Raw genomic sequence first — 21939 nt, forward strand, 5'->3', positions numbered from 1 at the left:
CACCCGCTACGACAAACGCGCCCGGCACTACGAAGCCATGGTCACCATCGCCTGCCTACGACTCTGGCTCCCCTGACTTTGCGGACACGACCTAGGAGCGGGTGGTCACCGGGCGAACCGGGGGGTCACCGGGCGAACCAGTCGCCGCCGGTGATGATCCGGCCCTCGGTGCGCAGCCGGGCCGCCAGGCGCGGGGCCGCGAGGTAGACCCAGGCGCGCACCACGGCGCCGTCGGCGGCGCGGGTCACCTCGCGTGCCTCGCGGAAGTAGAGGCTGGACGGGTCGCCGGGCCGGTAGTCCTCGAGCCGGTCCAGCGCGGCCAGCACCTGGTCGTGGCGGTCCTCCGCGAGCGTCATCAGCTCGCCGCGGACCACCCCGCCCTCCGCCTCCTCGACCGCGTACGGGTAGCCGGGGCCCTCGTGCAGCACGACGCCGCGCAGGGTGGCGGGCTCCTCGGCGGTGGTCCGGCCAAGGAGGAAGTCCGGGTGGTAGAGCCCGCCGGGTCGGAGCGTCCCGTACACGAACACCGGCAGCCGCCCGGCCACCGCGTCGCCCGCCCGAGCCGCCCCGGCGGCGCGGGCCGCCCCTGGGGCTCCGGGGTCTCCGGCCGCTCCGGCCACCCCGGCCGCTCCGGTAACCCCGGCCGCTTCGGGGGCTCCGGGGGCTCCGGCCGCTCCGGTAACTCCGGCCACTCCGGCCGCTCCGGGCGCTCCAGACGCTCCAGGCGCTCCAGGCGCTCCAGACGCTCCGGCCACCCCAGCCGCTCCGACCACCCCGGCCGCTCCCGCCGCTCCGGCCGTTCCGGGCGCTCCGGCCACCCCGGCCGCTCCGGCCGCTCCGGGCGCCCTGGCCGTGCCCGTGCCGGCCGGGATCGCGGGGCCCTCGGTGCGTCCGGTCACTCGGCCGTCTCCTCCTCGATCCACCGCAGGTACTCCGCGTGGCCCGCCACGATCGGCGTGGCGACGATCTCCGGCGTCTCGTAGTCGTGCGCCTCCCGCAGGTGCGCCTCCAGGGCCTGGTACCGGGCCGCGGTGGTCTTGAACAGCACCTGCCACTCGGCGGCGGTCTCCACCGCCCCCTTCCACCGGTACACCGAGGTCACCGGCCCGGAGACCTGCGCGCAGGCGGCGACGCGTCCCTCCACGGCGCCGCGCGCCAGCGCCTCCGCCTTCTCCGGGGAGTCGGTGGTGGTCAGCACGGTGAGCCAGTCGGCCATGGTCGTCGTCCCTCCGCGGGAAGCTCTGCGGTCGTCACGCCGGTCGGGGCCATTGTCCGTCACCCGTTCGCCGTCCCGCCCCGCACGGCTCCGCCGGGTGCCGGTCCGCTGCCGTGAACTGGGGAAACGCCCCGCACCGCGGGACCGCGGCCGGTCGCCCTGACGCCCCTTCAGCAAGCGCTCCGGCGCGCCTGCCGCTTACCTCGTTACTGCGGGGGCGCGGGAGTCGGCGGCACTCCCGCATCGCCGGGCGAGAGCGACGGGACTGCCGGACATCTCCGCTGTCCGTCGCCGACCACCGCGCGCCCCCTCCCCCTCCGGGGTCGATGCCCCTCACTCCCCGGAGGGGGCCGCCTGCCTCACGCCAGCCACTGGTCGTACGCCATCTTGGCGACCAGCGCGAAGACGACGGTGAGCAGCACCACCCGGACGAAGCCGCTGCCGCGCTTGAGGGCGGTGCGGGCGCCGAGGGTGCCGCCGATCAGGTTGAAGACGGCCATCAGCGCGGCCAGCTTCCAGTACACGGTGCCCGCCCAGGCGAACATCGCCAGCGCTCCGGCGTTGGTGCAGCAGTTGACGATCTTGGCGGTGGCGGAGGCGCGGACCAGGTCGAGGTGGAGGATCGCGGTGAGCGCCAGCACCAGGAAGGTGCCGGTGCCGGGCCCGATCAGGCCGTCGTAGAAGCCGATGCCGACGCCGCCGAAGCCGATGGCGGCGAGCACGCGCCGCCGGGAGGCCGGCTCGGCGGCGGGCGTGGTGCCGAACGCGGGCCGCAGGATGACGAACGCGCCGACCCCCAGGAGCACCACCATCACGATCGGCTCGAGCACCTCCGTGCTGAGCGCGGCCGCCACCAGCGCGCCGCCGCCGGCCCCGGCGAGGGCGGCGAGCCCCACCTTCACGGCGGTCGCGACGTCCACGGGGGTGCGGCGGGCGTAGGTGATCGCGGCGCCGGTGGTCCCGACGATGGCCACGGCCTTGTTGGTGCCCAGCGCGAACTGGGCGGCGTGCTGGCCGCCGGCCGGGAGGCCCATCATCAGCGCGGGCAGCAGCAGGAGCCCTCCGCCGCCGACCACGGCGTCCACCCACCCGGCGGCGAGCGCGGCGACACAGAGCAGGACGACGACGGTCAGCGAGATCTCGGGCATGATCGGCAGCCTAGGGAGCCGATAGCTGCACCGTCCACGGACTTGAGCCGCTTCTGAGCTGCCGCCGAGCCGCCGCGTCCCGGCTCCGACGCGTCGGAGCCGACGCTTCAGAGGGGCAGGTCGTCGGGCAGCACCCGGAACGCCTTGTGCCGCCCCAGCGGCCGGACCGCCCGGAAGTCACGCCGGTCGAGCGTGAGGACGGCATCGGTGTCGTACTCGGCGGCCAGCGCGACGTTCACCGCGTCGGCCAGGTCCAGGTCCAGGTCGCCGTACCGGATGCGAAGAGACTGCGCGGCGGCGAGGTGGTCCTCGTCGATCTGCGGGACGACGACGCGCCCCGCACGCATCCATCGCCTGATGTCGTCGACCGCCCCGAGTGCCGCCTCGCGGCCGAGCTCGCGGGTGGCCACATGGTCGAGTTCGGCCAGCAGCAGCGGGGACATGACGAGAAGACCGGCGGCCATGATCGCCTCGTTGGCCGCGCGGTGCTCGGGATGGGTGGCGTCGAGGGCGGCCAGGAGGCCCGACGTGTCGGCGACGACGATGATCACGCGGCAGGCCCCGCGTCCGCCTCACGCACGACCGCGTCGGCGACCGCGTCGCGGACCTCCGCCCTGGACGGCGTACGCCCCTTGCCCTCGTACGTGCGGGAGAACAGGGGCTCTTCCCAGACGCGGTTCGCCATGGCCGCGATGTGGATCCCCTCCCGGATGATCTCGGCCTCGCTTATCCCCCGGCGCCGCGCCGCCTCCTTGATGATCGCGAGGTCCTCAGGGTCGGCGTAGACGTTCGTGCGCTTCATGGACATGTACCAAGGCTAACCCATGTACCAGACTGGTGTATGTGCTCTGATGCATGGGCCTGCGCGCCGCCGCACCAGGCACCACCCCGCGCTACCGTGCGGGCATGAGCCGCATGAGCCGCATGAGCCGCATGAGCCGCATGAGTGGCATGAGTGGCACCAGGCCCGAGGCCCTACGACCGCGCGCCGAGCCGGACCTGCCCGCCTGCGCGGAGGTGTTGCGTGCCGTGCGCGAGCGGGACGGCTACCCCCTGGACCGGCCCGCCGACCCCGTCGCCTGGCTCAGCCCCGCGGCGTTGCTGGGCGCGTGGGTGGCGGAGCACGAGGGCCGGGTCGTCGGCCACGCCGCGCTGTCCCGGCCCGGGGAGGGCGACGAGGCCCCGGCCCGCTGGGGCGACCCCGCCCGCGCCGCCGTGGTCACCCGCCTCTTCGTCTCCCCCGCCGCCCGGGGCCTCGGCCTGGGCGCGGCCCTGCTGCGGCGCCTCACGGACGAGGCCGCCGCCGCCGGTCTGCACCCGGTCCTCGACGTCCTCTCCACGGACACCGCGGCCGACGCCCTCTACCGGCGCCTCGGCTGGCGGCACCTCGGCGACGCCACCCAGCGGTGGGGGCCGGACCGGACGGTGACCCTGCGCTGCTACGCGGCGCCCGGTGGCCCCGGCGGCGGGTAGCCGGGCGGCGGGTAGCCCGGCAACGTGGGCCCCGGGCACGGCCGGCGGCTCACGCCCTCCGCCACGCCCCGAGGAGGTCCTCCGGCCCGTACACCCCGTCGAGCCCGGAACAGCTCACCCCGCTCCGGGAGACCGCGACCAGCGGCAGCGGCTCGTCCGTGAGCGCCGCCCGGTGCTTCTGGAGGGCCGCCAGGTCATGGGCGTCGAACGCGGCGTTCTCCAGCCACTTCACCGAACCGAGGAAGAGCAGCCGCCGGGCGACGGGCCCGCGGTCGGCGCCGACCAGGTCGATCTCCACGTCGTTGCCGCGGGTCCAGTACCCGCCGACGACGGGGGCGCCCGGCACGTCACCGTCCGGCAGGAGCCGGGCAAGCGACTCCCTGACCAGTGGTTCGACCGCCCTGCCCCGCCAACTCGTCCACTGCCGCCGGATGCGGTCCAGGGTGATGTCGCCCCGCATCCGCTCGATCTCCGCCATGTGCGGATCGAGGAAGGCCAGCCAGAAGCGCAGGTACGGGTCGGCCACCCGGTAGCGCCGCTCCTTGGACGGCCGCGTCGAGACCGGCAGCTCGGCCGCCACGACCCGCTTCCCGGCCAGCAGTTCCGCGGCCCGGCTGAGGGTGGTGTGCGCGATGCCGCCGGCCGCACGGGCGATGTTGGTGAAGGTCCGTTCCCCGCTCCCGATGGCCCGCAGAACCTCGCGGCTCATCGCCTGGGGCGGGAACTCGGCGGCGAGGGACCGCTCGGCGGAGACCAGGAGCGCGGAGATGGGGTTGTCCAGCGCGTCACGGAGGAACTCCTCGACCTTCGCGCCGGGCCGCCACTCGGAGCAGATCAGCGGCAGCCCGCCCGTCACCAGTGCGGCGTCGAACGCCCGCGCCGGAGGCAGGTCGAGCATCTCGGCCAGGTCGGCGGGGTTCAGCGGGCCCAGCACCATCTCCTGGCCGCGCTGGTGGAAGGGACGCTCGTAGCCGTTGAGCGCCTCCATCATCGACAGGTCCGACCCGACCAGGAGCAGCAGCACCCCACCGCCGCACACGCCGCCCCCGCCCACCCATTGACGCGCTCACACCTCCCCCGCATCATCGTGGGAGCGCTCCCAAGCCGTAGCCCACAGCACCGTCACCGCCCACCCGCACCGGGCGTCGTGCCGACGCGGTGCACGCCCGAGGAGGACACCCCCATGCCGCTCGAACAACGCTCCGCGCCCGGTCGCTTAGGCCGCCGCCGGACCCGCACCGCGCGCAGACGTCCCGCCGCCGCCCTCGCCTGCGCCTTCGCCACCGTCGCCGCGCTCGCCGCGATCCCGTCGGCCCCCGCCGCGGCCGGCCAGGCGGCGGCGGCAACGGTCGACGTCTCCGTCAACGCGGGCCTCGGCCTCGGCACCATCGACCGGGCCGCGTACGGGGTGAACACCGCGATCTGGGACTCCCACATGAACGACCCCGAGGTCGTCGACCTGATGGGCGACGCGGGCGTGAACGTCATGCGCTACCCCGGCGGCTCCTACGGCGACATCTACCACTGGAAGGACCACACCGCCCCCGGCGGTTACGTCGCCCCCGGCACCGGTTTCGACGAGTTCATGGGCACCGTCCGCGCCACCGGATCCCAGCCGATGATCATCGCCAACTACGGCACCGGCACCGCCCAGGAGGCCGCCGACTGGGTGCGGTACGCCAACATCACCAAGGGGTACGGCGCCAAGTACTGGGAGATCGGCAACGAGATCTACGGCAACGGCCACTACGGCAGCGGCTGGGAGGCCGACGACCACCCCGACAAGAGCCCCCGCGAGTACGCGCGCAACGTCCTCGAGTACACCCGGGCGATGAAGGCCGTCGACCCCACGATCAAGGTCGGCGCGGTGCTGACCACACCCGGCGACTGGCCCGACGGCATCGTCGGCGAGGGCGACTCGGCCGACTGGAACCACACCGTGCTGTCCGCCGTCGCCGGCACCGTCGACTTCGTGATCGTGCACTCCTACCCCGGCGGGGCGACCGCCGACGAGGCGCTCGACCGGGTCTCCCGGCTGCCGGGGCAGCTGCGCGAGGTCCGCCGCCAGATCGACCGCTACGCCGGGGAGCGTTCCGCGGAGATCGGCATCGCCCTCACCGAGGTCAACTCCAACGTGCAGATGAACAGCCGCCCCAACGGCCTGTTCGCCGCCGACGTCTACATGACGGCGCTGGAGAACGGCGTCTTCAACGTCGACTGGTGGAACACCCACAACGGGCCCACCAAGGTGGAGACGGTGGACGGCGACCGGGACTTCAACGACTTCGGCCTGCTCTCCAGCGGCGGCTGCGTGGGCGACGTCTGCCAGCCCCCCGTCAACACCCCGTTCCACCCCTACTTCGGGCTGAAGTCGCTCACCACCCTCGGCCGGCCCGGCGACACCATGGTCGCCTCCTCCACCACCGACGACCAGGTCGCCGCGCACGCCGTGCACCGCGCCGACGGCACCCTGAGCGTGATGCTGATCAACAAGGACCCGGACACCGCCCACACCGCGGACATCGACTACGCCGGCTACACCCCCACCGCCCAGGCGCCGGTCGTCCACCGCTACGGCCGCGGCGACACCGACGTCACCCGGGTCCCGGCCACCTCCGGTGGCCCGCAGGTCCTGCCGCCCTACTCGATCACCACGGTCACCGTCGCCCCGCACGCGGCGTCCGCCTCAGTCGGCGCCCCCGGTGCCCCGAAGGCCACCGCCGTGGACAGCGGGACGGCGACGCTGAGCTGGAGCGCGCCCGCCCGCGGCACGGCGGTGCGGTACGAGGTCTACGAACGGCTCGGCACCAACGCCCAGCTGCTCGGCACCTCGACCTCACCCTCGGTCACCCTGCGGAACCTCCCGCCGGGCTCGGAGCACACCGTGAACGTCCTCGCCCGGGACGCCGATGGCCGGCTCTCCCGCCCCTCGGAGCCGCTGACCTTCGCCACCACCGCGCCCCGGAACAGCAGCTGCCTGGTCAACTACCGGGTGGACACCGGCTGGGGCAACGGCTTCGTCGCCTCCGTCACGGTGACCAACCTCGGCGACACGGCGATCAACGGCTGGACCCTGGACTTCGCCTGGCCCTCCGCCGGCCAGTCCGTCCAGAGCGCCTGGAACGCCAAGGTCACCGGCTCGGGCACGCGGGTCCACGTCACCGACAACGGCCAGAACGCGGTACTCGCCCCCAAGGGCGGCTCCACCGCCACCTTCGGCTTCGTCGGAGCCAACGAGGGAGCCAACCCGCCGCCCACCGTCTTCACCCTCAACGGCACGGTCTGCCGCACGTCCTGACCCCGCCGCCGCGCGCGCCCGGCACCTCTCCGGAGGCCGGGCGCGCGAGGTGCGCACCGGCCCGGTCGCGGTGTCGGGAGGCCCCGTAAGATCCTGCCCGACACCAGCCGAGGGGATGTTCCGTGGACGCGACGGTCGTGGCGGTCAGCCGCAACGAGGAGTACAGCTTCACCAAGCCGAACCGGGAGAGCATCACGCTGCTCGCCGGGCTCGGGGTCGAGGGGGACGTACACGCGGGCACGACCGTGAAGCACCGGTCGCGCGTGGCGCAGGACCCGACCCGGCCGAACCTGCGGCAGGTGCACCTCATCCACGAGGAACTCTTCGACGAGGTCGTCTCGGCCGGTTACGTGGTCGCGCCCGGCGAGCTCGGGGAGAACGTCACCACGCGCGGCGTGGACCTCCTGAAGCTGCCCGTCGGCACGCTGCTCCGGCTCGGTGAGGAGGCCGTCGTCGAGGTGACCGGGCTGCGCAACCCCTGCCTGCAGATCGACAACTTCCAGCGCGGGCTGCTGCGGCAGGTCATCGGCCGCGACGAGAACGGCGAGGTGATCCGCAAGGCGGGCATCATGGGCGTGGTCCGCAGCGGCGGCGTGGTCCGCCCCGGCGACACCATCACGGTCACCCTCCCGCCGGAGCCGCACCGCCCGCTCGAGCGGGTCTGAGCCCCGCGACACCACCGGCCCGGCGCCAGCCGGCCGCCGCCCGGCCTGGCACCACCCGGCCCGGCACCACCCGGCCCGGCGGCAGCCGCCGGCGGGCGCCGAGATCACAGCCGGCCGCCGAAGCTCTCCTCGATCCACGCGGCGTCGGTCAGGTACCTGCGGTCGTGCCCTTCGGCGATGTGGCGGGCGAACGCCGGGTGACCCGCCGCCGCGTGGGCGCGCATGTTTTCCACCAGCGCCCGCAGCCGCTCCGCCGCGACCGCGGGCAGCGCGGCCCGGTCCCCGTCCGGCAGGCCGTACGCGTCGGCGAACACCCGCAGCCGGCGGAGCGCCTCGGGCACGGGCAGGGTGAGGTCCGCCTCGTCGGGGGCGTAGAGGGGGACGAAGCGGTAGGCCGTGTAGGCCGCGTCCCACACGCGCGGGGCGGGGTGGGCGGTGTCGAAGTCGATCAGGGCGACGGGCAGGCCCCCGGCGAACACCGTGTTGTACGTGGCCGCGTCACCGTGGCAGATCACCTCGGCCGGTTCGCGCGGCGGGAGGTGCCAGACGTCGTCCGGGCTCCGGGGGAAGGTCGCGGAGGCGTCGTGGAAGGCGCGGAGCAGGCGTCCCATGGCGACCAGCGATGCCTCGCCGCGGACCTGCGGCGCGCCGAAGTCGTGGCCGACCTCCCCGGGCAGGAACTCGACGAGTTCCGTCGCGCCGTCGGCCCCGAGGCCGTGGGGGCGCGGCGCCCCCGTGAACCCCGCGTCCCGCAGGTGGGCGAGGAGCCGCTGGACCGTCGGGCTCCAGGCTCCGGCGGGCCGGCGGACGACACCGCCCTCCCGGACGACCTCGTTGACCCCGCCGACGAAGACTTCCCGGTCGTGATCGTCCATGCGGACAGGCTAGGCCCCCGCCGGTGGGGTGCGTCCGGATTTTCCCGGGCGCACCCCGGCACCCCGGCGGGCGCTCAGGCGCTGATCAGTTCCGGTACCGGTAGAGGATCCGGCCCCTGGTCAGGTCGTAGGGGCTGAGCTCCACCAGCACGCGGTCGAACGGGAGGATCCGGATGCGGTGCTTCCGGATCTTCCCGCTGATGTGGGCCAGCACGTGGTGCCCGTTCTGCAGCTCGACCTTGAAGGTCGCGTCGCGCAGGCACTCGGTGACGGTGCCTTCCATCTCCAGGCCGTTCGCTTTTCTCGCCAAGGGTTTCCGTTTCCTCGTGTTCCTCGTGTTCCCGGTGTCGGTGTGCCGGAGCCGGACGGCCGCCTCCGGTGCGTTCCTCATTACCTGTGGAGCCGGGGCGACGCTCAACGGCGTGCCAGCTCCAGGTGGCCGGTGGCCCGGCGTCCGCCGGCGCCCACGAGCAGGGCGACCGCGGCGGCGTGGGAGTCGTCGACCTCCGCCCACGCGGCCGCGACGCCGTCCCGGTGCAGCGCGTCCAGCGCGTGGGCCAGCAGTGCCCGTCCGATGCCGTGCCGTCGCCGGTCGGCCCGGACGGCGACCAGTCCGATCCGGGCCCGGCGGCCCACCCGCGTGACACGGGCCAGCCCGGCGTACTCGCCGTCGCCGTCGCGCACGGCCACGGCGTAGGCCGACGGGTCCACCAGCGTGTCCCCGGCGGGGCCGCTCACCAGCTCGGTCGGCAGGACGCGCCGGCCGGCGGTGGCCTCGAACTCGTCGCGGACGGCGCGGTCCAGCGCCCTCAGCAGCGTCTCGTCCGCCTCGCCGGCGGGCAGCACGGTCACCCCGGCCGGGAGCCGTGCCGCGTCGAGCCCGGTCCGGCGCGGGTCGGTGGGCAGGTCGTACGCCGACTCGCGGCGCACCACCGTGAAGCCGTACCGCTGCCAGCGCGCCGTCGCCTCGTGCTCGTCCTCACCGACCAGGGTGTGGACCGGTGCGGGCAGGTGGGCCAGCATCGCGGCGGCGAGGGCGTCGAAGACGGCGTCCTGCCACGCGTCGATGCTGAGGAAGAGCCGGCCGTCGGGCCGCCGGAGGACGTCGCCCCGGCCCACGGCCCGGTCGTCGGCGACGGCTTCCCAGTGGGTGTCCGCGACGCGCGTGATCGTCACAGCGTCCATGATGTTCGCCTTTCAGGAGTGCCTGGTTGAAGCGGCGCTCCCGACGGCCCCCGAGTCGGACACCCGGGTCAGTCGCACACCGTGACGGAAGGGGGGAGCACCCACCTCGGAACAGCGTTCACGGGTCTCACCTCCTCCTGCGATGTCACGGTCGACCGCAAGCTAACGGCCCGCGCGACACCGCGTCCAACCCTTTTCCGGGCCGCTCGCCCCGGCTGAGCACGAGCGCCCATGCCCGTCTGGGTATCCGGACGCTTGCCCGTCGCGGGCGGCCCCGGGAGGGTGGGCCGCATGCGCCGACTCCCGCTGCCGTCACCGCTGCTGCTCCTGCCGCTGTCGCTGTTCACCGCCGGCTGCGGGGTGCTGCTGCCCTCCGCCGAGGGCGAGGCCGCCGACGCGGCGCGGGGGGTGGCCCGGGATGCGGGCCAACGGCTCCACAGCCAACGCCCGCGCACGGCGGAGGAGGTGGGGTACTCCGCGACCGGCATCGACGGCGTGGAGGTGCTGCGGGTGACGGGGACCGCGACGCACGACGGGAACGGCGTCGGCGTGGTCGTGCGCACATCGGGCTCGGCGTACACCCAGGGGCTCGCCCCGGAGCAGGTCACCGTGCGGCGCTGCTTCGAGGTCCGGGTCTCCCCCCGGGCGGAGTGGGGCGAGGAACCCCGCGACGTGGACTGCCCGGACGGCCCTCCCCTGGCCTTCGCACCGCCGCCCGAGCCTCCCCGGCTGCCGTACGAGGAACTCCGCGACGGGCTTCCGCGGGTGGCCGCAGAGGGCCGGGCGGACGAGGCCGAGGTGCGCCGGACGCTCGCCGCGCTGGACCTGGATCCGGCGGTCCACGTCGAGGTGAAGGCGGACGGCGACCGGGTCGGCGTCCTCCTGTCGCTGCCGGGCAACGGCTACGACGCGCAGGACTGCCTCCTCGCCCGCGTGGCCCCCGGCGCCACCGACGTGTGGACGCCGCCGCGGATCCAGCGGATGCCCGGCGAGGGCGGCTGCAGCGTCGCCTTCGCCCTCGACCCGCTGCCCCCACCGCACTGAACCCACCCCGGGCCCGCGAGGTGCGGCGCGGCGAACCGCCGGGGCGAAGCCCCCGCCAGCCCTTCGCCCCGAGGCGAACCACGGGGCGCACCGCACATGTCGGCCACGGCGCCCCGTGCCCCCGTCGACGCGAGGGGTGCGGCCAAGGACGGCGACGGCTTGCGGCACGACGGTTTCGTCTGCGAAGAGCGCACATTTCCGGAAGGTCGACCTCCGCCTCCGAAGGCCGGCCGATCCAGGCCGTGTGATTCAACTTACGTTTGCGGCACGTCAGTTCCCACGGCGTCACGCCTCCTCCTCCTGTCTCCGCCTCCTCTTCACGGGCTGGCCGGAAAGTACGTACAGCAAAACGATCTTCCTTCCTAGGGTCGCTGCCCGGTGCCTGTGGCACCGCTGTTCGCTCATCCCTCAGGAAGGACACGCACACCGTGCCGAACCCCGTGCGATCGTCACCGGCGAGACGCCGGCGCCTGGGCCGCCTGGCGGCGGCCACCGCGCTACTACTGACCGCCGAGACGGGCATCGCCTTGACCACGCAGGCAGCCGCGGCACCCGTACCCGAGGACACGGCCGCGGCCGAGGTCTCCCCGCCGTCCAAGGCCGAACTGCTCCGGGCCGACATGGAGTGGGCCGCCTCCCACGCCGAGGGCTCCCGGGCCTGGGCGGTGCTGAAGGCCGAGAGCACCGGCGAGAAGGTCACCGTCACCGACGAGACGACCGCCGACTCGATCACGGTCGCCAACCCGGACGGAACGCTCACCACCCACATGACGCCCGGCCCCGAACGGGTCTGGCGGGGCGGCAAGTGGCGCACGGTCGACGCCACGCTGGTCAGGTCCGCCGACGGGTCGGTGAAGGCCAAGGAGCACCCCACCGGGCTGCGCCTGGCCGGCGAGGGCGGCACCGCGCCGGCCTCGCTCGCCGCCGCCCGGAAGGCGGCCCCCCGCGACCTGGTCACCCTGGGCTCAGGGGACGAGAGCGTGACGCTCCAGTGGAAGGGCGGCCTGCCCGAACCGCAGATCGACGGCACCACCGCCCGCTACCCCGAGGCCGTACCCGGCGCGGACCTGGTCGTCGAGGCCACCCGCACCGGCTTCGAGCAGTTCGTGGAGATCCAGGAACGGCCGGAGGGCGCCTACTCCTACACGCTGCCCGTCAAGGCCGAGGGCTTGAAGGCCAGGGCGAACGACGACGGGTCCGTCACCTTCACCGACGCCGGGACCGGAGCGGTACGGGCGACCATGCCCGCCCCGGTCATGTGGGACTCCACCGTCGACCGGACGTCCGGCGAGCACACCAACCGGGCCCGGGTGGACATGGAGGTCGTGGACAAGGGCCAGGGCCGCGTCGACCTCGTCGTCACGCCCGGGGCGGACTTCCTCGCCGACCCGAAGACCCGGTACCCGGTCACGGTCGACCCCTCCACCTCCGCCCTGGCCGCCACGTTCGACACCTACGTGCAGCAGGGCGAGACCGTCGACTGGTCCAACGACGTCGAACTCGACATGGGCAACCCCGGCACCACCAACGCCGACGGCACGCCCCGCACCGCGCGCTCCTTCATCACCTGGAACACCACCCCGATCCAGGACGCGCTGATCACCGACACCAACCTGGCGCTGTGGAACTTCCACTCGGGCAACACCGACTGCTCCGCGCAGAGCTGGACCGTCTGGGACACCACCGCCTCGTCGACGTCCTCTCGGTGGACCAGCCAGCCCACATGGAAGCAGCAGTACCACTCCTCCACGCAGACCCGCGGCAACCCGGACTGCACCGCGACGCAGCCCGACGGCTGGATCAACGCCGACGTCGACACCCTCGTCCAGTCCTGGGCGTCCGCGAAGGTGACCCGCGGCCACATGGGTCTGCGGGCGGCCACCGACGACACCAAGGCCTGGAAGCGCGTCAACTCCGGCAACTCGACCGCCAACCAGCCGAAGCTGTCCGTCACCTACAACTACCGGCCCTCCGACGGGGCCAACCGTCAGGCGGGCGCCCCCTTCAAGTCCTACGCGGGCGTCTGGGCGGTCAACACGACCACACCCACCCTGCGGGACACCTTCACCGACGCCGACGGCGACACGGTGAGCGCCACCTTCCAGGTGTACGACGCCGCCACCAACACCCCGATCACCACCCCCGCCGGTGAGGGCCTGCTGGTCTCCGACTTCGGCGAGCAGGGCAAGCCGGTCTCGGTCACCGTGCCCGCCGGCCAGCTCAAGGACGGCAGGACCTACAAGTTCCGCACCAACGCCTACGACGGCACCCACTACAACCTCAACTGGTCCGCCTGGACCCAGTTCGTCGTCGACACCACCGCCCCCGGCGCACCGGCGAGCATGTCCTCGGCGACCTACCCCGAGAACTGGGGCGGAGGCGGCAAGGATGTCCCGGGCGTCTTCGACGTGGTCACGGGTGAGGCAGACGTCCGCGACGTCCAGTGGCGTCTCGACCCCTACGACGACGACCCGGTGAACCAGGGATGGCAGACGGTGCCCACCACGGCCACCGGCCTGCGTGCCTCGGCGGCGGACACCACCGCCTCCTTCTCCCTGGCGCCCACGGCGGTCGGCAACCACACCCTGCAGACCCGCTCCGTGGACCGTGCGGACAACACCGGCCCGATCAAGGACTACGGGTTCACCGCGGGCAGCCGCGACTACGACCGTGCCCAGGTCGTCGACATCGCGCTTCCCGACCGGGACACCACCGCAACCCAGCCGGCACCCAGCGACCCGCCCCAGCCGTACCCGTACGAGGAGACGCAGCCGCAGACGACGCGGGCCGGCGACCTGTCGATCACCATGACTCCGCTGAAGCAGCGCTCGGCGCGGGGAACCGACAGGGCCGCCCGGGAGCTGTCCGCCGGCGAGATGTCCGCCCGGGCGGACAGCCCGCCCGACCCGGTGGTGAAGCAGGACTGGTGCAAGGCCGAGGTGGGCGCCACCCAGCTGTCCCTGATCACCCGTACCGAGGCGTGCGTGTACTACCGGATGGAACTGGTGTGGAACTCCAAGCTCATCCCGGGCGTCGACCCGGTCACCTACAGCGCGCTGTTCGAGGTCGCCTGGCAGTCCAAGACGGATCCGCACGGGTCCGAGATCAAGACCTGGGTCCAGCTCCAGCAGGTCGAGAACACCTTCCCGGCCGACGAACGGGCGGTGCTGTTCGGTGACGGTCACCCCGAAGCCATGATCGACTCGTTCTGCTTCAGCACCGCGTGCGACGACGGCAGCAAGTCCTCCAAGAACATCGACTTCTACGGTGACCTGTCGTGGGACGGCGGCATGGACGGCAGCACTCCGAACGACGACCACGTCGCCACCGGCAGCGTCACCCACACCTGGAACGGCGACACCAACCAGGCCACCGGTGAGACGGACCGCGCCAGGTCCGTCGAACTGCCGGTCCACCTGCTGATCAGCCCGAAGACGGACATCGACCCGCCTCCGTTCCCCGACGGCACCAAGCGGGAGTGGGAGGACAAGCTGCCCATGCCGCTCAGCCAGTTCGGCTCCCGTGTGCGGTGCGACAAGGTCGCCTCGTACGGTGACCCGGGCTGCGTCCAGAAGCTCTACGTCCCCACCTACAGGTTCAACACCGCCAACTACCCGGCCGCCGCGGCGCACGCCTGGCTCCTGCAGAACAAGTCGGGGATCGCGGGCATGGGGCAGACCCGTGACGACGCCCTGGAGTACATCCCGCCGAAGGGCCGCAACCACCTGGACTACGCCCCGGACATCACCAGCCGGAACGCGATCTGCAGCAGGTACCGCGGGACGCGGAGCACGGACACCGGCTGGGTTCCGCGCAAGGCCTTCGTGCCGCACCGGTGGACGGCCCTGCACCACACCATCCCGATGGTCGACGACGAGGTGAACTGCGACGAGTTCCCGTTCGCCTCGACCTACCAGTCCGCCGGGATGAAGATCCCCGAGGGGAAGAACCCCGCCCCCAACGGCGGCGCGGACTGCCTGCAGACGGTCGCCGCCCGCGCCGACGACGGCAGCACCCACCTGCTCGACGACACCCGTTACGACGCTCCGACGTTCGCCGAGATCTGCGGCCGGTCCTCGATGTCCGGCAAGGTCAACCAGGGTTCCATGAGCCCGTTCGGCGACTTCGCCAGGCAGCTCCGTCTCATCGACGAGGACCGCTACCTCCTCGACCCGGGCAACGCCTGGTTCCGGGGGTGCGACACCTCCCAGGCGAAGCTCGTCTGCACGATGAGCAAGCCCTGATCCCCCGCGCCGACGCGGCGTGAACCGGTGGCGGCCCCCGTCCTCGACGGGGGCCGCCTGCGTGTCAGCCGGGGCCGCCCACGTGTCAGCCGGGCCGTCCGCGTGTCACCGGGGGCCGTCGTGGACGGTCCAGTCCTCCTCCTCCAGCTCATCCGGGTCGCCCCAGGTCAGCGCGCCCACCTCCTCGTCCAGGTGCGGCCACACGTCGGGCAGGTCCTTGCCGTTCGCGTCGCGCAGGCAGCGGCCGGTCTCCAGGGCCGAGGCGATCTCCTCCAGCCACCGCGGCAGGGTGAAGTCCGCCGTGCCGACGTGGTCCAGGGACCCGATGCTCCACGCGGCGATCCGGCCGAACGTGGGCCGCCCCGGGTCGGCGTCCAGGAACAGCCCCGACCAGGTGTCACCCGCGGTCACCGTCAGCGGGAGGTGGGCGAGGTCGTGGCCGCCGCCCTCGGTCGTCGTCCGGGTCCGCCACCCGGCGACCAGCCGGTCGAGCTGGTACCAGGCGTAACAGGGCGGCAGCCAGGCCGCCTTGCGCCACTCCGGGCTGTTGACCAGGGAGCCGTCCGAGGCGTCCTGGAAGTCGTTCGTCCGGGTGCCGGCGGAGCCGTCGTGCAGCAGGTACCAGGCGCGCAGGGCCGGTGGCAGCGGCATCCCGAGGCCGGCCTCGGCGACCGCGATCTGCTCCTCGGTCGCGGCCGGCCTCAGCAGCGCCAGCGATCCGGGCGCGTTCGCGGCCATCCACCTCTCGACACGGCCCCACGCCGCACGGACCCGTGCGGCTTCTTCGTCTCCCACGAGGTCGTCGCTCATCCCGTCAACCTACGGCAGGGCACGGGCCGCCCGCCCCGCCCCTCCCGCCCTCCCCCGCGGACGCCGTCCCTCACACCGCGGCCCGGCCCCCGCTGAGGGCAGCGTTCCTCGCGGGAAACGGGAGGGATGCGGTCGGGAAACACCCGCGCCGCACGCTTCCGGGTATGACGTCGCAACAGCGTGTGGTGGTGATCGGGGCCGGTCCCGCGGGGGTCCGCCTCGCCCGCCGGCTCGGTGAGCTGGGCGTGCCGGTGGTGCTGGTCGGCGAGGAGGAGCACCGGCCGTACAACAGGGTGCTGCTCGCCGAGGTGCTGGCCGGACGGTACGCGCCGGAGGTGATCGAGCTGCCCGCGCCGGCCGGCCTGGTCCGCGCCCGGGCGGTGAAGGTCGACCGGGACGCGCGGCGCGTGTACTGCGACGACGGCCAGGAGCTGGAGTACGGCACCCTCGTGCTGGCCACCGGCTCGAACCCGGTACTGCCGCCGCTGCGCGGCCTGTTCGCCGTCGGCGACCACCAACTGCCGCGCGGAGTGCACGCGTTCCGCACCATGGACGACTGCCTGGGCCTGTCGGCGGCGGTCCGCCCCGGTACCCGCGCGGTGGTGGTGGGCGGCGGGCTGCTGGGCGTCTCGGCGGCCCGGGCGCTGGCCGAGCGCGGAGCGCAGGTGGTGCTGGCGCAGCAGTCGGAGCGGCTGATGGAGCGGCAGCTCGACCCGGGCGCCTCCGCGCTGGTGCGGCGGCACCTGGAAGGGCTGGGCGTCGAGGTCCACACCGAGCTGCGGGTGCGTGACATCCGGGTGGTCGAGGGGGCGGTCCGGTCGGTGGAGATGGCCGACGGGTACGCCCTGGACGCCGACGTGGTGGTCCTGGCCTGCGGGGTCCGCCCCCGTACCGGCCTGGCCCAGGGCGCCGGGCTGGAGGTCCGCAAGGGCGTCGTCGTCGACGACGAGCTGCGCACGAGCGACCCGCGCGTCCGGGCCCTCGGCGACTGCGCCGAGCACGACGGCCACGTGTACGGGCTGGCCACGCCCGCGCTGGAGCAGGCGGAGGTCCTCGCCCGGTCCCTGGCCGGCGACACCGGCGCCCGCTACTCCGGCACCCGCGCCCTCACCCGGCTGACCCTCTTCTCCGACAGCCCCTTCGACCTCGCCGCGTTCGGCGAACCCACCCCGCTCCCGGGGGACGACGTGATCCAGCTCGCCGACGCCACCCGCGGCACCTACCGCAAGGTCGTGGTCCGTGAGGACCGGCTGGTGGGCGGCGTGCTGGTCGGCGAACTCGGCACGATCGGCGCGCTGGCCCGCGCCTGGGAGGGAGCGGAGCCGCTGCCCTCGGCCGGCTCTCCCCTGCTCCACCTGCTCACCAACGACGGAGGCTCCTGATGCCCATGCCCACCACGGACTCCGCCGCGATCCCCTCCGCGGCCGCTTCCACCATCGTCCTCGTCGGCCACGGCATGGTCGGGCAGCGCTTCCTGGAGGCGCTGGCCGAGCGCGGGCTGACCGCGACGCACCGTGTGGTCGTCCTCTGCGAGGAGCCCCGCCCGGCCTACGACCGGGTCCACCTCACCTCGTACTTCTCCGGCACCACGCCCGACGAACTCTCCATGACAGACCTGGAGTTCATCGAGCAGCACGGCATCGAGCTGCACCTGGGCGACCCGGCGGAGGCGGTCGACCGCGCGGCCCGCACGGTGACCGCCCGCTCGGGCCTGACCGTCTCCTACGACACGCTCGTCCTCGCCACCGGCTCCTACCCCTTCGTCCCGCCGGTGCCCGGCAAGGACGCGGACGGCTGCTTCGTCTACCGCACCATCGAGGACCTGCTGGCCATCGAGGAGTGGGCGAAGGCGGGGGCCACCACCGGCGCGGTGGTCGGCGGCGGTCTGCTGGGCCTGGAGGCGGCGGGCGCCCTCAAGGGGCTCGGACTCGACGCTCACATCGTGGAGTTCGCGCCGCGGCTGATGCCGGTGCAGGTGGACGACGGCGGTGGCGCGGCCCTGCTGCGCACCATCGAGGAGATGGGCCTGACCGTCCACACCGGCGCCGGCACGCAGGAGGTGCTGACCGGCGAGGACGGCGCGGTCACCGGCATGAAGCTGTCCAACGGCTCGGAACTCGCCGTCGACCTGGTGGTGTTCTCCGCCGGTGTCCGCCCCCGTGACCAGCTCGCCCGTGACTGCGGCCTGCAGGTCGGCGAGCGCGGCGGCATCGCCGTCGACGCGAACTGCCGCACCCTCTCCGACGACCGGATCTTCGCCATCGGCGAGTGCGCGCTGGCCGCCGACGGCCGGGTCTACGGGCTGGTCGCCCCCGGCTACGAGATGGCGCAGACCGCCGCCGCGGTGATCGCCTCGGACGAGGCCGCCGAGTTCACCGGCGCGGACCTGTCCACCAAGCTGAAGCTGCTCGGCGTGGACGTGGCCTCCTTCGGCGACGCGCACGGCGCCGCCGAGGGCTGCCTGGACGTCGTGTACTCCGACTCCCGGTCGGGGCTCTACAAGAAGCTGGTCATCGGCCGGGACGGCACCCTGCTGGGCGGCATCCTGGTCGGCGACGCCGAGGCGTACGGCACCCTCCGGGCGCTCACCGGCTCGGTCCCGCCGGTGTCCCCGGAGAGCCTGGTGCTGCCGGCCGGCGCGGCGGGCGGCGGCGCGCAGCTCGGCCCCTCCGCGCTGCCCGACGAGGCGGTCATCTGCTCCTGCCACAACGTCACCAAGGGCGCGATCCGCGGCGCGGTCACCGACCACCGGTGCGTGACGGTGCCCGAGGTGAAGAAGTGCACCAAGGCCGGCACGGGCTGCGGCTCCTGCGTGAAGGTGCTGGGGCAGCTCGTCGAGGCGGAGCTGGAGGCGAGCGGCGTCGAGGTCGACAAGGGCCTCTGCGGCTGCTTCGCGCAGACCCGCGAGGAGCTGTACGAGATCGTCCTGGCGCTGCGGATCACCTCCTACCGCGACCTGCTGGACCGCCACGGCCGTGAGGAGGCCCGCGGCGGCGACGGCTGCGAGGTCTGCAAGCCGTCCGTCGCCAACATGCTGGCCACCCTGGCCCCGGCGATCGGCGCCGACGGCCATGTCCTGGACGGCGAGCAGGCGGCCCTGCAGGACACCAACGACCACTTCCTGGCCAACCTGCAGAAGAACGGCTCGTACTCGGTCGTCCCCCGCATCCCCGGTGGCGAGATCGCCCCGGAGAAGCTGATCGTGATCGGCGAGATCGCCCGGGACTTCGGTCTCTACACGAAGATCACCGGCGGCCAGCGGATCGACATGTTCGGCGCCCGGGTCGAGCAACTGCCCAGGATCTGGGCGCGGTTGGTGGACGCCGGCTTCGAGTCCGGGCACGCCTACGGCAAGTCGCTGCGGACGGTGAAGTCCTGCGTCGGCTCCACCTGGTGCCGCTACGGCGTGCAGGACTCGGTCCGCATGGCCATCGACCTGGAGCTGCGCTACCGGGGCCTGCGCTCCCCGCACAAGCTGAAGTCCGCGGTGTCCGGCTGCGCCCGGGAGTGCGCGGAGGCCCAGTCGAAGGACTTCGGCGTCATCGCAACGTCCAACGGCTGGAACCTGTACGTCGGCGGCAACGGCGGCGCCACCCCGCGCCACGCGGACCTGCTGGCCCAGGACCTCTCCGACGCGGAACTGGTTCGGCTGATCGACCGGTTCCTGATGTTCTACATCCGCACCGCCGACCGCCTGGAGCGGACCTCGGTGTGGCTGGACCGGATCCCCGGCGGCCTGGACCACGTCCGCGACGTGGTCGTCCACGACTCGCTCGGCATCTGCGACGAGCTGGAGCGGCTGATGGCCGCGCACGTGGCGCACTACCGCGACGAGTGGGCGGCGGTGCTGGAGGACCCCGAGAAGCTCGAGCGCTTCGTCTCGTTCGTCAACGCCCCCGAGACCCCCGACCCGATGGTCGCGTTCGTCCCCGAGCGCGGCCAGATCAAGCCGGACCTGCCGCTGCTCCAGATCGGCGTCGCCGGCACCCGAGAGATGGAAGGGACCGCATCCCGATGACGATGACGCCCACCGCCGTCGCCCCCACCGCCACCGCCACCGCCGACGCGCCCGCGCCCGCGAGCGCGAGCGCCACCGCCGGCACTCTGGTCCGCGCGGTCGTCCAGGTCAGGGCCGGCGAGGACTGGCTGCCCGTCTGCGCCGTGGACCGCCTGGTCCCCGGCCGCGGGGTGGCCGCCCTGCTCCCCGACGGCCGCCAGGCCGCCGTCTTCCTGGACCGCGCGGGCCGCCTGCACGCCGTCGACAACCGCGACCCCTTCACCGGCGCGGCCGTCCTCTCCCGCGGCCTCCTCGGCAGCCGCGGGGGCCACCCGTTCGTGGCCTCCCCCCTGCTGAAGCAGCGCTTCGACCTCGCCACGGGGCAGTGCCTCGACGACGACGCGGTCCGCATCGCGACCTTCGAGGTCCGCGCGGCCTAGCGTCTGCCTCCCCTCCCACCAGGCGGGCGCGCGCCCGAAGGACAGCCGCGCGCCCGCCTTGTCCGGCGCGATGCCGATCGCGACCACACCGCACTTCGCCGCCGCCCTGCGCGAGGCGGCGTCGACCCGGTAACCGAGGTGCGCGCTGCGGGAAGCCCGCGCCATGGCGACGGCGGGGCCGCTCCCGACGGCCACGGGGCGCCCGGGGAGCAGCCGAAGTGCCTCGTGTACCGGATCACCGTCCGATGAGGACGGCTCGACCAGCGGTGCGGGGCGGATGCGTGTGGGTGGGGCGTCAGGCCAGGTCGGTCCGGTACCGGTACGAGATCGGCGTGAGATCCGGCTGGTCTATCTCCCACGGCGATGTGCAGTGCAGTACGCCCCCTTCCGCCGTCACGCCTTCGCCGGAACGGTCCAGCCGTATCGAGTGCACGATGACCAGCGCGTTGTGTGGAGCGAACTTCCGCTGCACCTCGACCTCCGCCCTCGTGAGCACGACGGCCTGGCCGAGTGAGGTCGTACCCTTCACCTCGACGTGCAGCACCTCGTCTCCCCTGCTCAGATGCAGGTCGTACGGCCGGTTCGCGCCGACGTCCTCCACCTTCCAGCCCTGCGCCTCGAAGTACTCCGTGGCCATGTCGACGCTGCGCCGCTCGATCAACCGCCGCTCGACCGAGGACAGCAGGAACCCTTGGCCACTGCGCGTGGCCGCCGTCGGCCGGGACCGGAGCCGGGACCGGGATGCGGGGATGTTCCGTCCGGCGGCCCGGTCCGCGGACACCTCCGCGTCCAGCACCTCGGGGATCGGGTCGCCGGGGATGTAGGTCGCCTCGCTCTCCGCCGCGTAGATCCGGCGAAGCAACCCGGACATGAAGAGCAGGTCGTCGACGAAGGCGTCCATAGCCGGCAGCGCGTCCCGCCGGTACTCAAGGGCGACGACCACGCCGAGCTCGTACGACCGCCCCAACTTCTTGGCCCCGAGATCGATCCGTCGCAGCAGCCCCGTCCGGCCCCGGCCCTCCTCACCTATGTGCGGGTGGGCCCAGTCCACCCTGGCAGCGAGCGCTGCGGGGCTGCGGGACCGCAGCTCGGATCCGGTCCACCAGGTGGTGCCTTGCATGAGCGCGAGGTAGGCCCGCTCCCCTCCTGCGGCGAACAGCAGGACGACGTACCAGCCGTCCATCGCGCTCGGCGACCGCTCCAGGTCGCACACCCGAACCCATGGCACCAGGCTCATACGGCCCGCACCGCCCGAGCCCTCGATCCGCACCCGCTCGTCCGCCACGCCAAGCGCCGCGGCTATCGCCGCGCGATGCGGTTCGAGGGCGTCAGGTATCTCCTTCCGCACGATCAGGCCACGGCGCTCCATCTCGGGAGTCACCTGCCAGGTGTAAGCAGGCTGTAGATCCATCACTTGAGCAAGGAAGTCGTACATCACCGCAGGGTAGCGACGGGCATCTACAACAGGGGCGCGAACCACGGGCTTTGGCGCTCCGTCGCTGCCGTCGATCTCCGGCGCGCGTGCACATGCGCAAAGCACACAG

General features: G+C 73.3%; 18 protein-coding genes and 1 pseudogene. 8 read left to right on the top strand and 11 right to left on the bottom strand.

What is annotated here, in order from left to right; genetic code table 11:
• Nucleotides 1–125 precede the first annotated feature (125 nt).
• From ACWD3O_RS20040 to ACWD3O_RS20060, 5 genes are all read right to left on the bottom strand, one after another.
• Nucleotides 126–545 (bottom strand): gamma-glutamylcyclotransferase family protein, encoded by a 420-nt coding sequence (locus ACWD3O_RS20040; protein ID WP_451416897.1) that lies wholly within the window; start codon nucleotides 543–545, stop codon nucleotides 126–128.
• A 350-nt stretch (nucleotides 546–895) separates the two neighbouring features.
• A complete protein-coding gene (cutA, locus tag ACWD3O_RS20045) occupies nucleotides 896–1216 on the bottom strand; it encodes a divalent-cation tolerance protein CutA (RefSeq protein ID WP_451416804.1) in 321 nt (106 codons plus the stop codon).
• 359 nt (nucleotides 1217–1575) lie between these two features.
• Nucleotides 1576–2364, bottom strand: a complete 789-nt coding sequence (locus ACWD3O_RS20050; RefSeq protein ID WP_451416805.1) for a sulfite exporter TauE/SafE family protein — start codon at nucleotides 2362–2364, stop codon at nucleotides 1576–1578.
• A gap of 107 nt (nucleotides 2365–2471) precedes the next feature.
• Nucleotides 2472–2915 (bottom strand): PIN domain-containing protein, encoded by a 444-nt coding sequence (locus ACWD3O_RS20055; RefSeq protein WP_451416806.1) that lies wholly within the window; start codon nucleotides 2913–2915, stop codon nucleotides 2472–2474.
• Nucleotides 2912–3172, bottom strand: coding sequence for a ribbon-helix-helix domain-containing protein (locus ACWD3O_RS20060; RefSeq protein WP_451409879.1), 261 nt, complete (start codon nucleotides 3170–3172; stop codon nucleotides 2912–2914). Before ACWD3O_RS20060 ends, ACWD3O_RS20055 begins: the two co-directional genes overlap by 4 nt.
• A gap of 143 nt (nucleotides 3173–3315) precedes the next feature.
• Here ACWD3O_RS20060 and ACWD3O_RS20065 point away from each other — a divergent pair, with 143 nt between their 5' ends.
• The gene (locus ACWD3O_RS20065; protein ID WP_451416807.1) at nucleotides 3316–3837 is read left to right on the top strand and encodes a GNAT family N-acetyltransferase; all 522 of its coding nucleotides are present in this window, start codon (nucleotides 3316–3318) and stop codon (nucleotides 3835–3837) included.
• 49 nt (nucleotides 3838–3886) lie between these two features.
• On the opposite strand, the pseudogene ACWD3O_RS20070 reads toward ACWD3O_RS20065, so the two are convergent.
• Nucleotides 3887–4861, bottom strand: a pseudogene (locus tag ACWD3O_RS20070) (ATP-binding protein); the annotation flags it as partial.
• 159 nt (nucleotides 4862–5020) lie between these two features.
• On the opposite strand from ACWD3O_RS20070, the gene ACWD3O_RS20075 reads away from it, so the two are divergent.
• Nucleotides 5021–7135: a cellulose binding domain-containing protein gene (locus ACWD3O_RS20075; protein ID WP_451416808.1), complete on the top strand. Its 2115-nt coding sequence runs from the start codon at nucleotides 5021–5023 to the stop codon at nucleotides 7133–7135.
• Nucleotides 7136–7257: 122 nt separating this feature from the next.
• The gene (locus ACWD3O_RS20080; RefSeq protein ID WP_451409875.1) at nucleotides 7258–7800 is read left to right on the top strand and encodes an MOSC domain-containing protein; all 543 of its coding nucleotides are present in this window, start codon (nucleotides 7258–7260) and stop codon (nucleotides 7798–7800) included.
• A gap of 104 nt (nucleotides 7801–7904) precedes the next feature.
• Here ACWD3O_RS20080 and ACWD3O_RS20085 read toward each other — a convergent pair whose 3' ends face one another.
• The 3 genes from ACWD3O_RS20085 to ACWD3O_RS20095 form a co-directional block, all read right to left on the bottom strand.
• Nucleotides 7905–8675, bottom strand: coding sequence for a phosphotransferase (locus ACWD3O_RS20085; RefSeq protein WP_451409874.1), 771 nt, complete (start codon nucleotides 8673–8675; stop codon nucleotides 7905–7907).
• Between the two features lie 85 nt (nucleotides 8676–8760).
• On the bottom strand, nucleotides 8761–8985 hold the full coding sequence (infA, locus tag ACWD3O_RS20090; RefSeq protein ID WP_451409873.1) for a translation initiation factor IF-1: 225 nt from the start codon (nucleotides 8983–8985) through the stop codon (nucleotides 8761–8763).
• 104 nt (nucleotides 8986–9089) lie between these two features.
• Complete coding sequence (locus ACWD3O_RS20095; protein WP_451409872.1) at nucleotides 9090–9860, bottom strand: GNAT family N-acetyltransferase; 771 nt, start codon at nucleotides 9858–9860, stop codon at nucleotides 9090–9092.
• A gap of 291 nt (nucleotides 9861–10151) precedes the next feature.
• Between ACWD3O_RS20095 and ACWD3O_RS20100 the strand changes: the two genes are divergently transcribed.
• Nucleotides 10152–10904, top strand: a complete 753-nt coding sequence (locus ACWD3O_RS20100) for a translation initiation factor IF-2 (RefSeq protein ID WP_451416809.1) — start codon at nucleotides 10152–10154, stop codon at nucleotides 10902–10904.
• Between the two features lie 620 nt (nucleotides 10905–11524).
• A complete protein-coding gene (locus tag ACWD3O_RS20105) occupies nucleotides 11525–15148 on the top strand; it encodes a DNRLRE domain-containing protein (RefSeq protein ID WP_451416898.1) in 3624 nt (1207 codons plus the stop codon).
• 105 nt (nucleotides 15149–15253) lie between these two features.
• On the opposite strand, the gene ACWD3O_RS20110 is transcribed toward ACWD3O_RS20105, so the two are convergent.
• Nucleotides 15254–15958 carry an SMI1/KNR4 family protein gene (locus tag ACWD3O_RS20110; protein WP_451416810.1) on the bottom strand — a complete coding sequence of 235 codons (705 nt, stop codon included), beginning with the start codon at nucleotides 15956–15958 and terminating at the stop codon, nucleotides 15254–15256.
• 164 nt (nucleotides 15959–16122) lie between these two features.
• Between ACWD3O_RS20110 and ACWD3O_RS20115 the strand changes: the two genes are divergently transcribed.
• From ACWD3O_RS20115 to nirD, 3 genes are read left to right on the top strand one after another with little or no spacing between them, the layout of a single operon-like run.
• A complete protein-coding gene (locus ACWD3O_RS20115; RefSeq protein WP_451416811.1) occupies nucleotides 16123–17340 on the top strand; it encodes an NAD(P)/FAD-dependent oxidoreductase in 1218 nt (405 codons plus the stop codon).
• Nucleotides 17340–19976, top strand: coding sequence for a nitrite reductase large subunit NirB (gene nirB, locus ACWD3O_RS20120; protein ID WP_451416812.1), 2637 nt, complete (start codon nucleotides 17340–17342; stop codon nucleotides 19974–19976). The genes ACWD3O_RS20115 and nirB overlap by 1 nt, the downstream gene beginning before the upstream one ends.
• Complete coding sequence (gene nirD / locus ACWD3O_RS20125) at nucleotides 19973–20395, top strand: nitrite reductase small subunit NirD (protein ID WP_451416813.1); 423 nt, start codon at nucleotides 19973–19975, stop codon at nucleotides 20393–20395. Before nirB ends, nirD begins: the two co-directional genes overlap by 4 nt.
• Nucleotides 20396–20690: 295 nt before the next feature.
• Here nirD and ACWD3O_RS20130 read toward each other — a convergent pair whose 3' ends face one another.
• The gene (locus ACWD3O_RS20130) at nucleotides 20691–21776 is read right to left on the bottom strand and encodes an MrcB family domain-containing protein (protein ID WP_451416814.1); all 1086 of its coding nucleotides are present in this window, start codon (nucleotides 21774–21776) and stop codon (nucleotides 20691–20693) included.
• Between the last annotated feature and the right edge of the window lie 163 nt (nucleotides 21777–21939).

The sequence above is a fragment of the Streptomyces sp. NPDC002640 genome, from assembly GCF_053592575.1.

Bases quoted from the DNA above. Each gene is read 5' to 3' on its own strand.
- cutA (WP_451416804.1), bottom strand. From the start codon at position 1,216: ATGGCCGACTGGCTCACCGTGCTGACCACCACCGACTCCCCGGAGAAG.
- ACWD3O_RS20050 (WP_451416805.1), bottom strand. From the start codon at position 2,364: ATGCCCGAGATCTCGCTGACCGTCGTCGTCCTGCTCTGTGTCGCCGCG.
- ACWD3O_RS20060 (WP_451409879.1), bottom strand. From the start codon at position 3,172: ATGTCCATGAAGCGCACGAACGTCTACGCCGACCCTGAGGACCTCGCG.
- ACWD3O_RS20065 (WP_451416807.1), top strand. From the start codon at position 3,316: ATGAGTGGCACCAGGCCCGAGGCCCTACGACCGCGCGCCGAGCCGGAC.
- ACWD3O_RS20075 (WP_451416808.1), top strand. From the start codon at position 5,021: ATGCCGCTCGAACAACGCTCCGCGCCCGGTCGCTTAGGCCGCCGCCGG.
- ACWD3O_RS20085 (WP_451409874.1), bottom strand. From the start codon at position 8,675: ATGGACGATCACGACCGGGAAGTCTTCGTCGGCGGGGTCAACGAGGTC.
- ACWD3O_RS20095 (WP_451409872.1), bottom strand. From the start codon at position 9,860: ATGGACGCTGTGACGATCACGCGCGTCGCGGACACCCACTGGGAAGCC.
- ACWD3O_RS20100 (WP_451416809.1), top strand. From the start codon at position 10,152: ATGCGCCGACTCCCGCTGCCGTCACCGCTGCTGCTCCTGCCGCTGTCG.
- ACWD3O_RS20105 (WP_451416898.1), top strand. From the start codon at position 11,525: ATGGAGTGGGCCGCCTCCCACGCCGAGGGCTCCCGGGCCTGGGCGGTG.
- ACWD3O_RS20110 (WP_451416810.1), bottom strand. From the start codon at position 15,958: ATGAGCGACGACCTCGTGGGAGACGAAGAAGCCGCACGGGTCCGTGCG.
- ACWD3O_RS20115 (WP_451416811.1), top strand. From the start codon at position 16,123: ATGACGTCGCAACAGCGTGTGGTGGTGATCGGGGCCGGTCCCGCGGGG.
- nirB (WP_451416812.1), top strand. From the start codon at position 17,340: ATGCCCATGCCCACCACGGACTCCGCCGCGATCCCCTCCGCGGCCGCT.
- nirD (WP_451416813.1), top strand. From the start codon at position 19,973: ATGACGATGACGCCCACCGCCGTCGCCCCCACCGCCACCGCCACCGCC.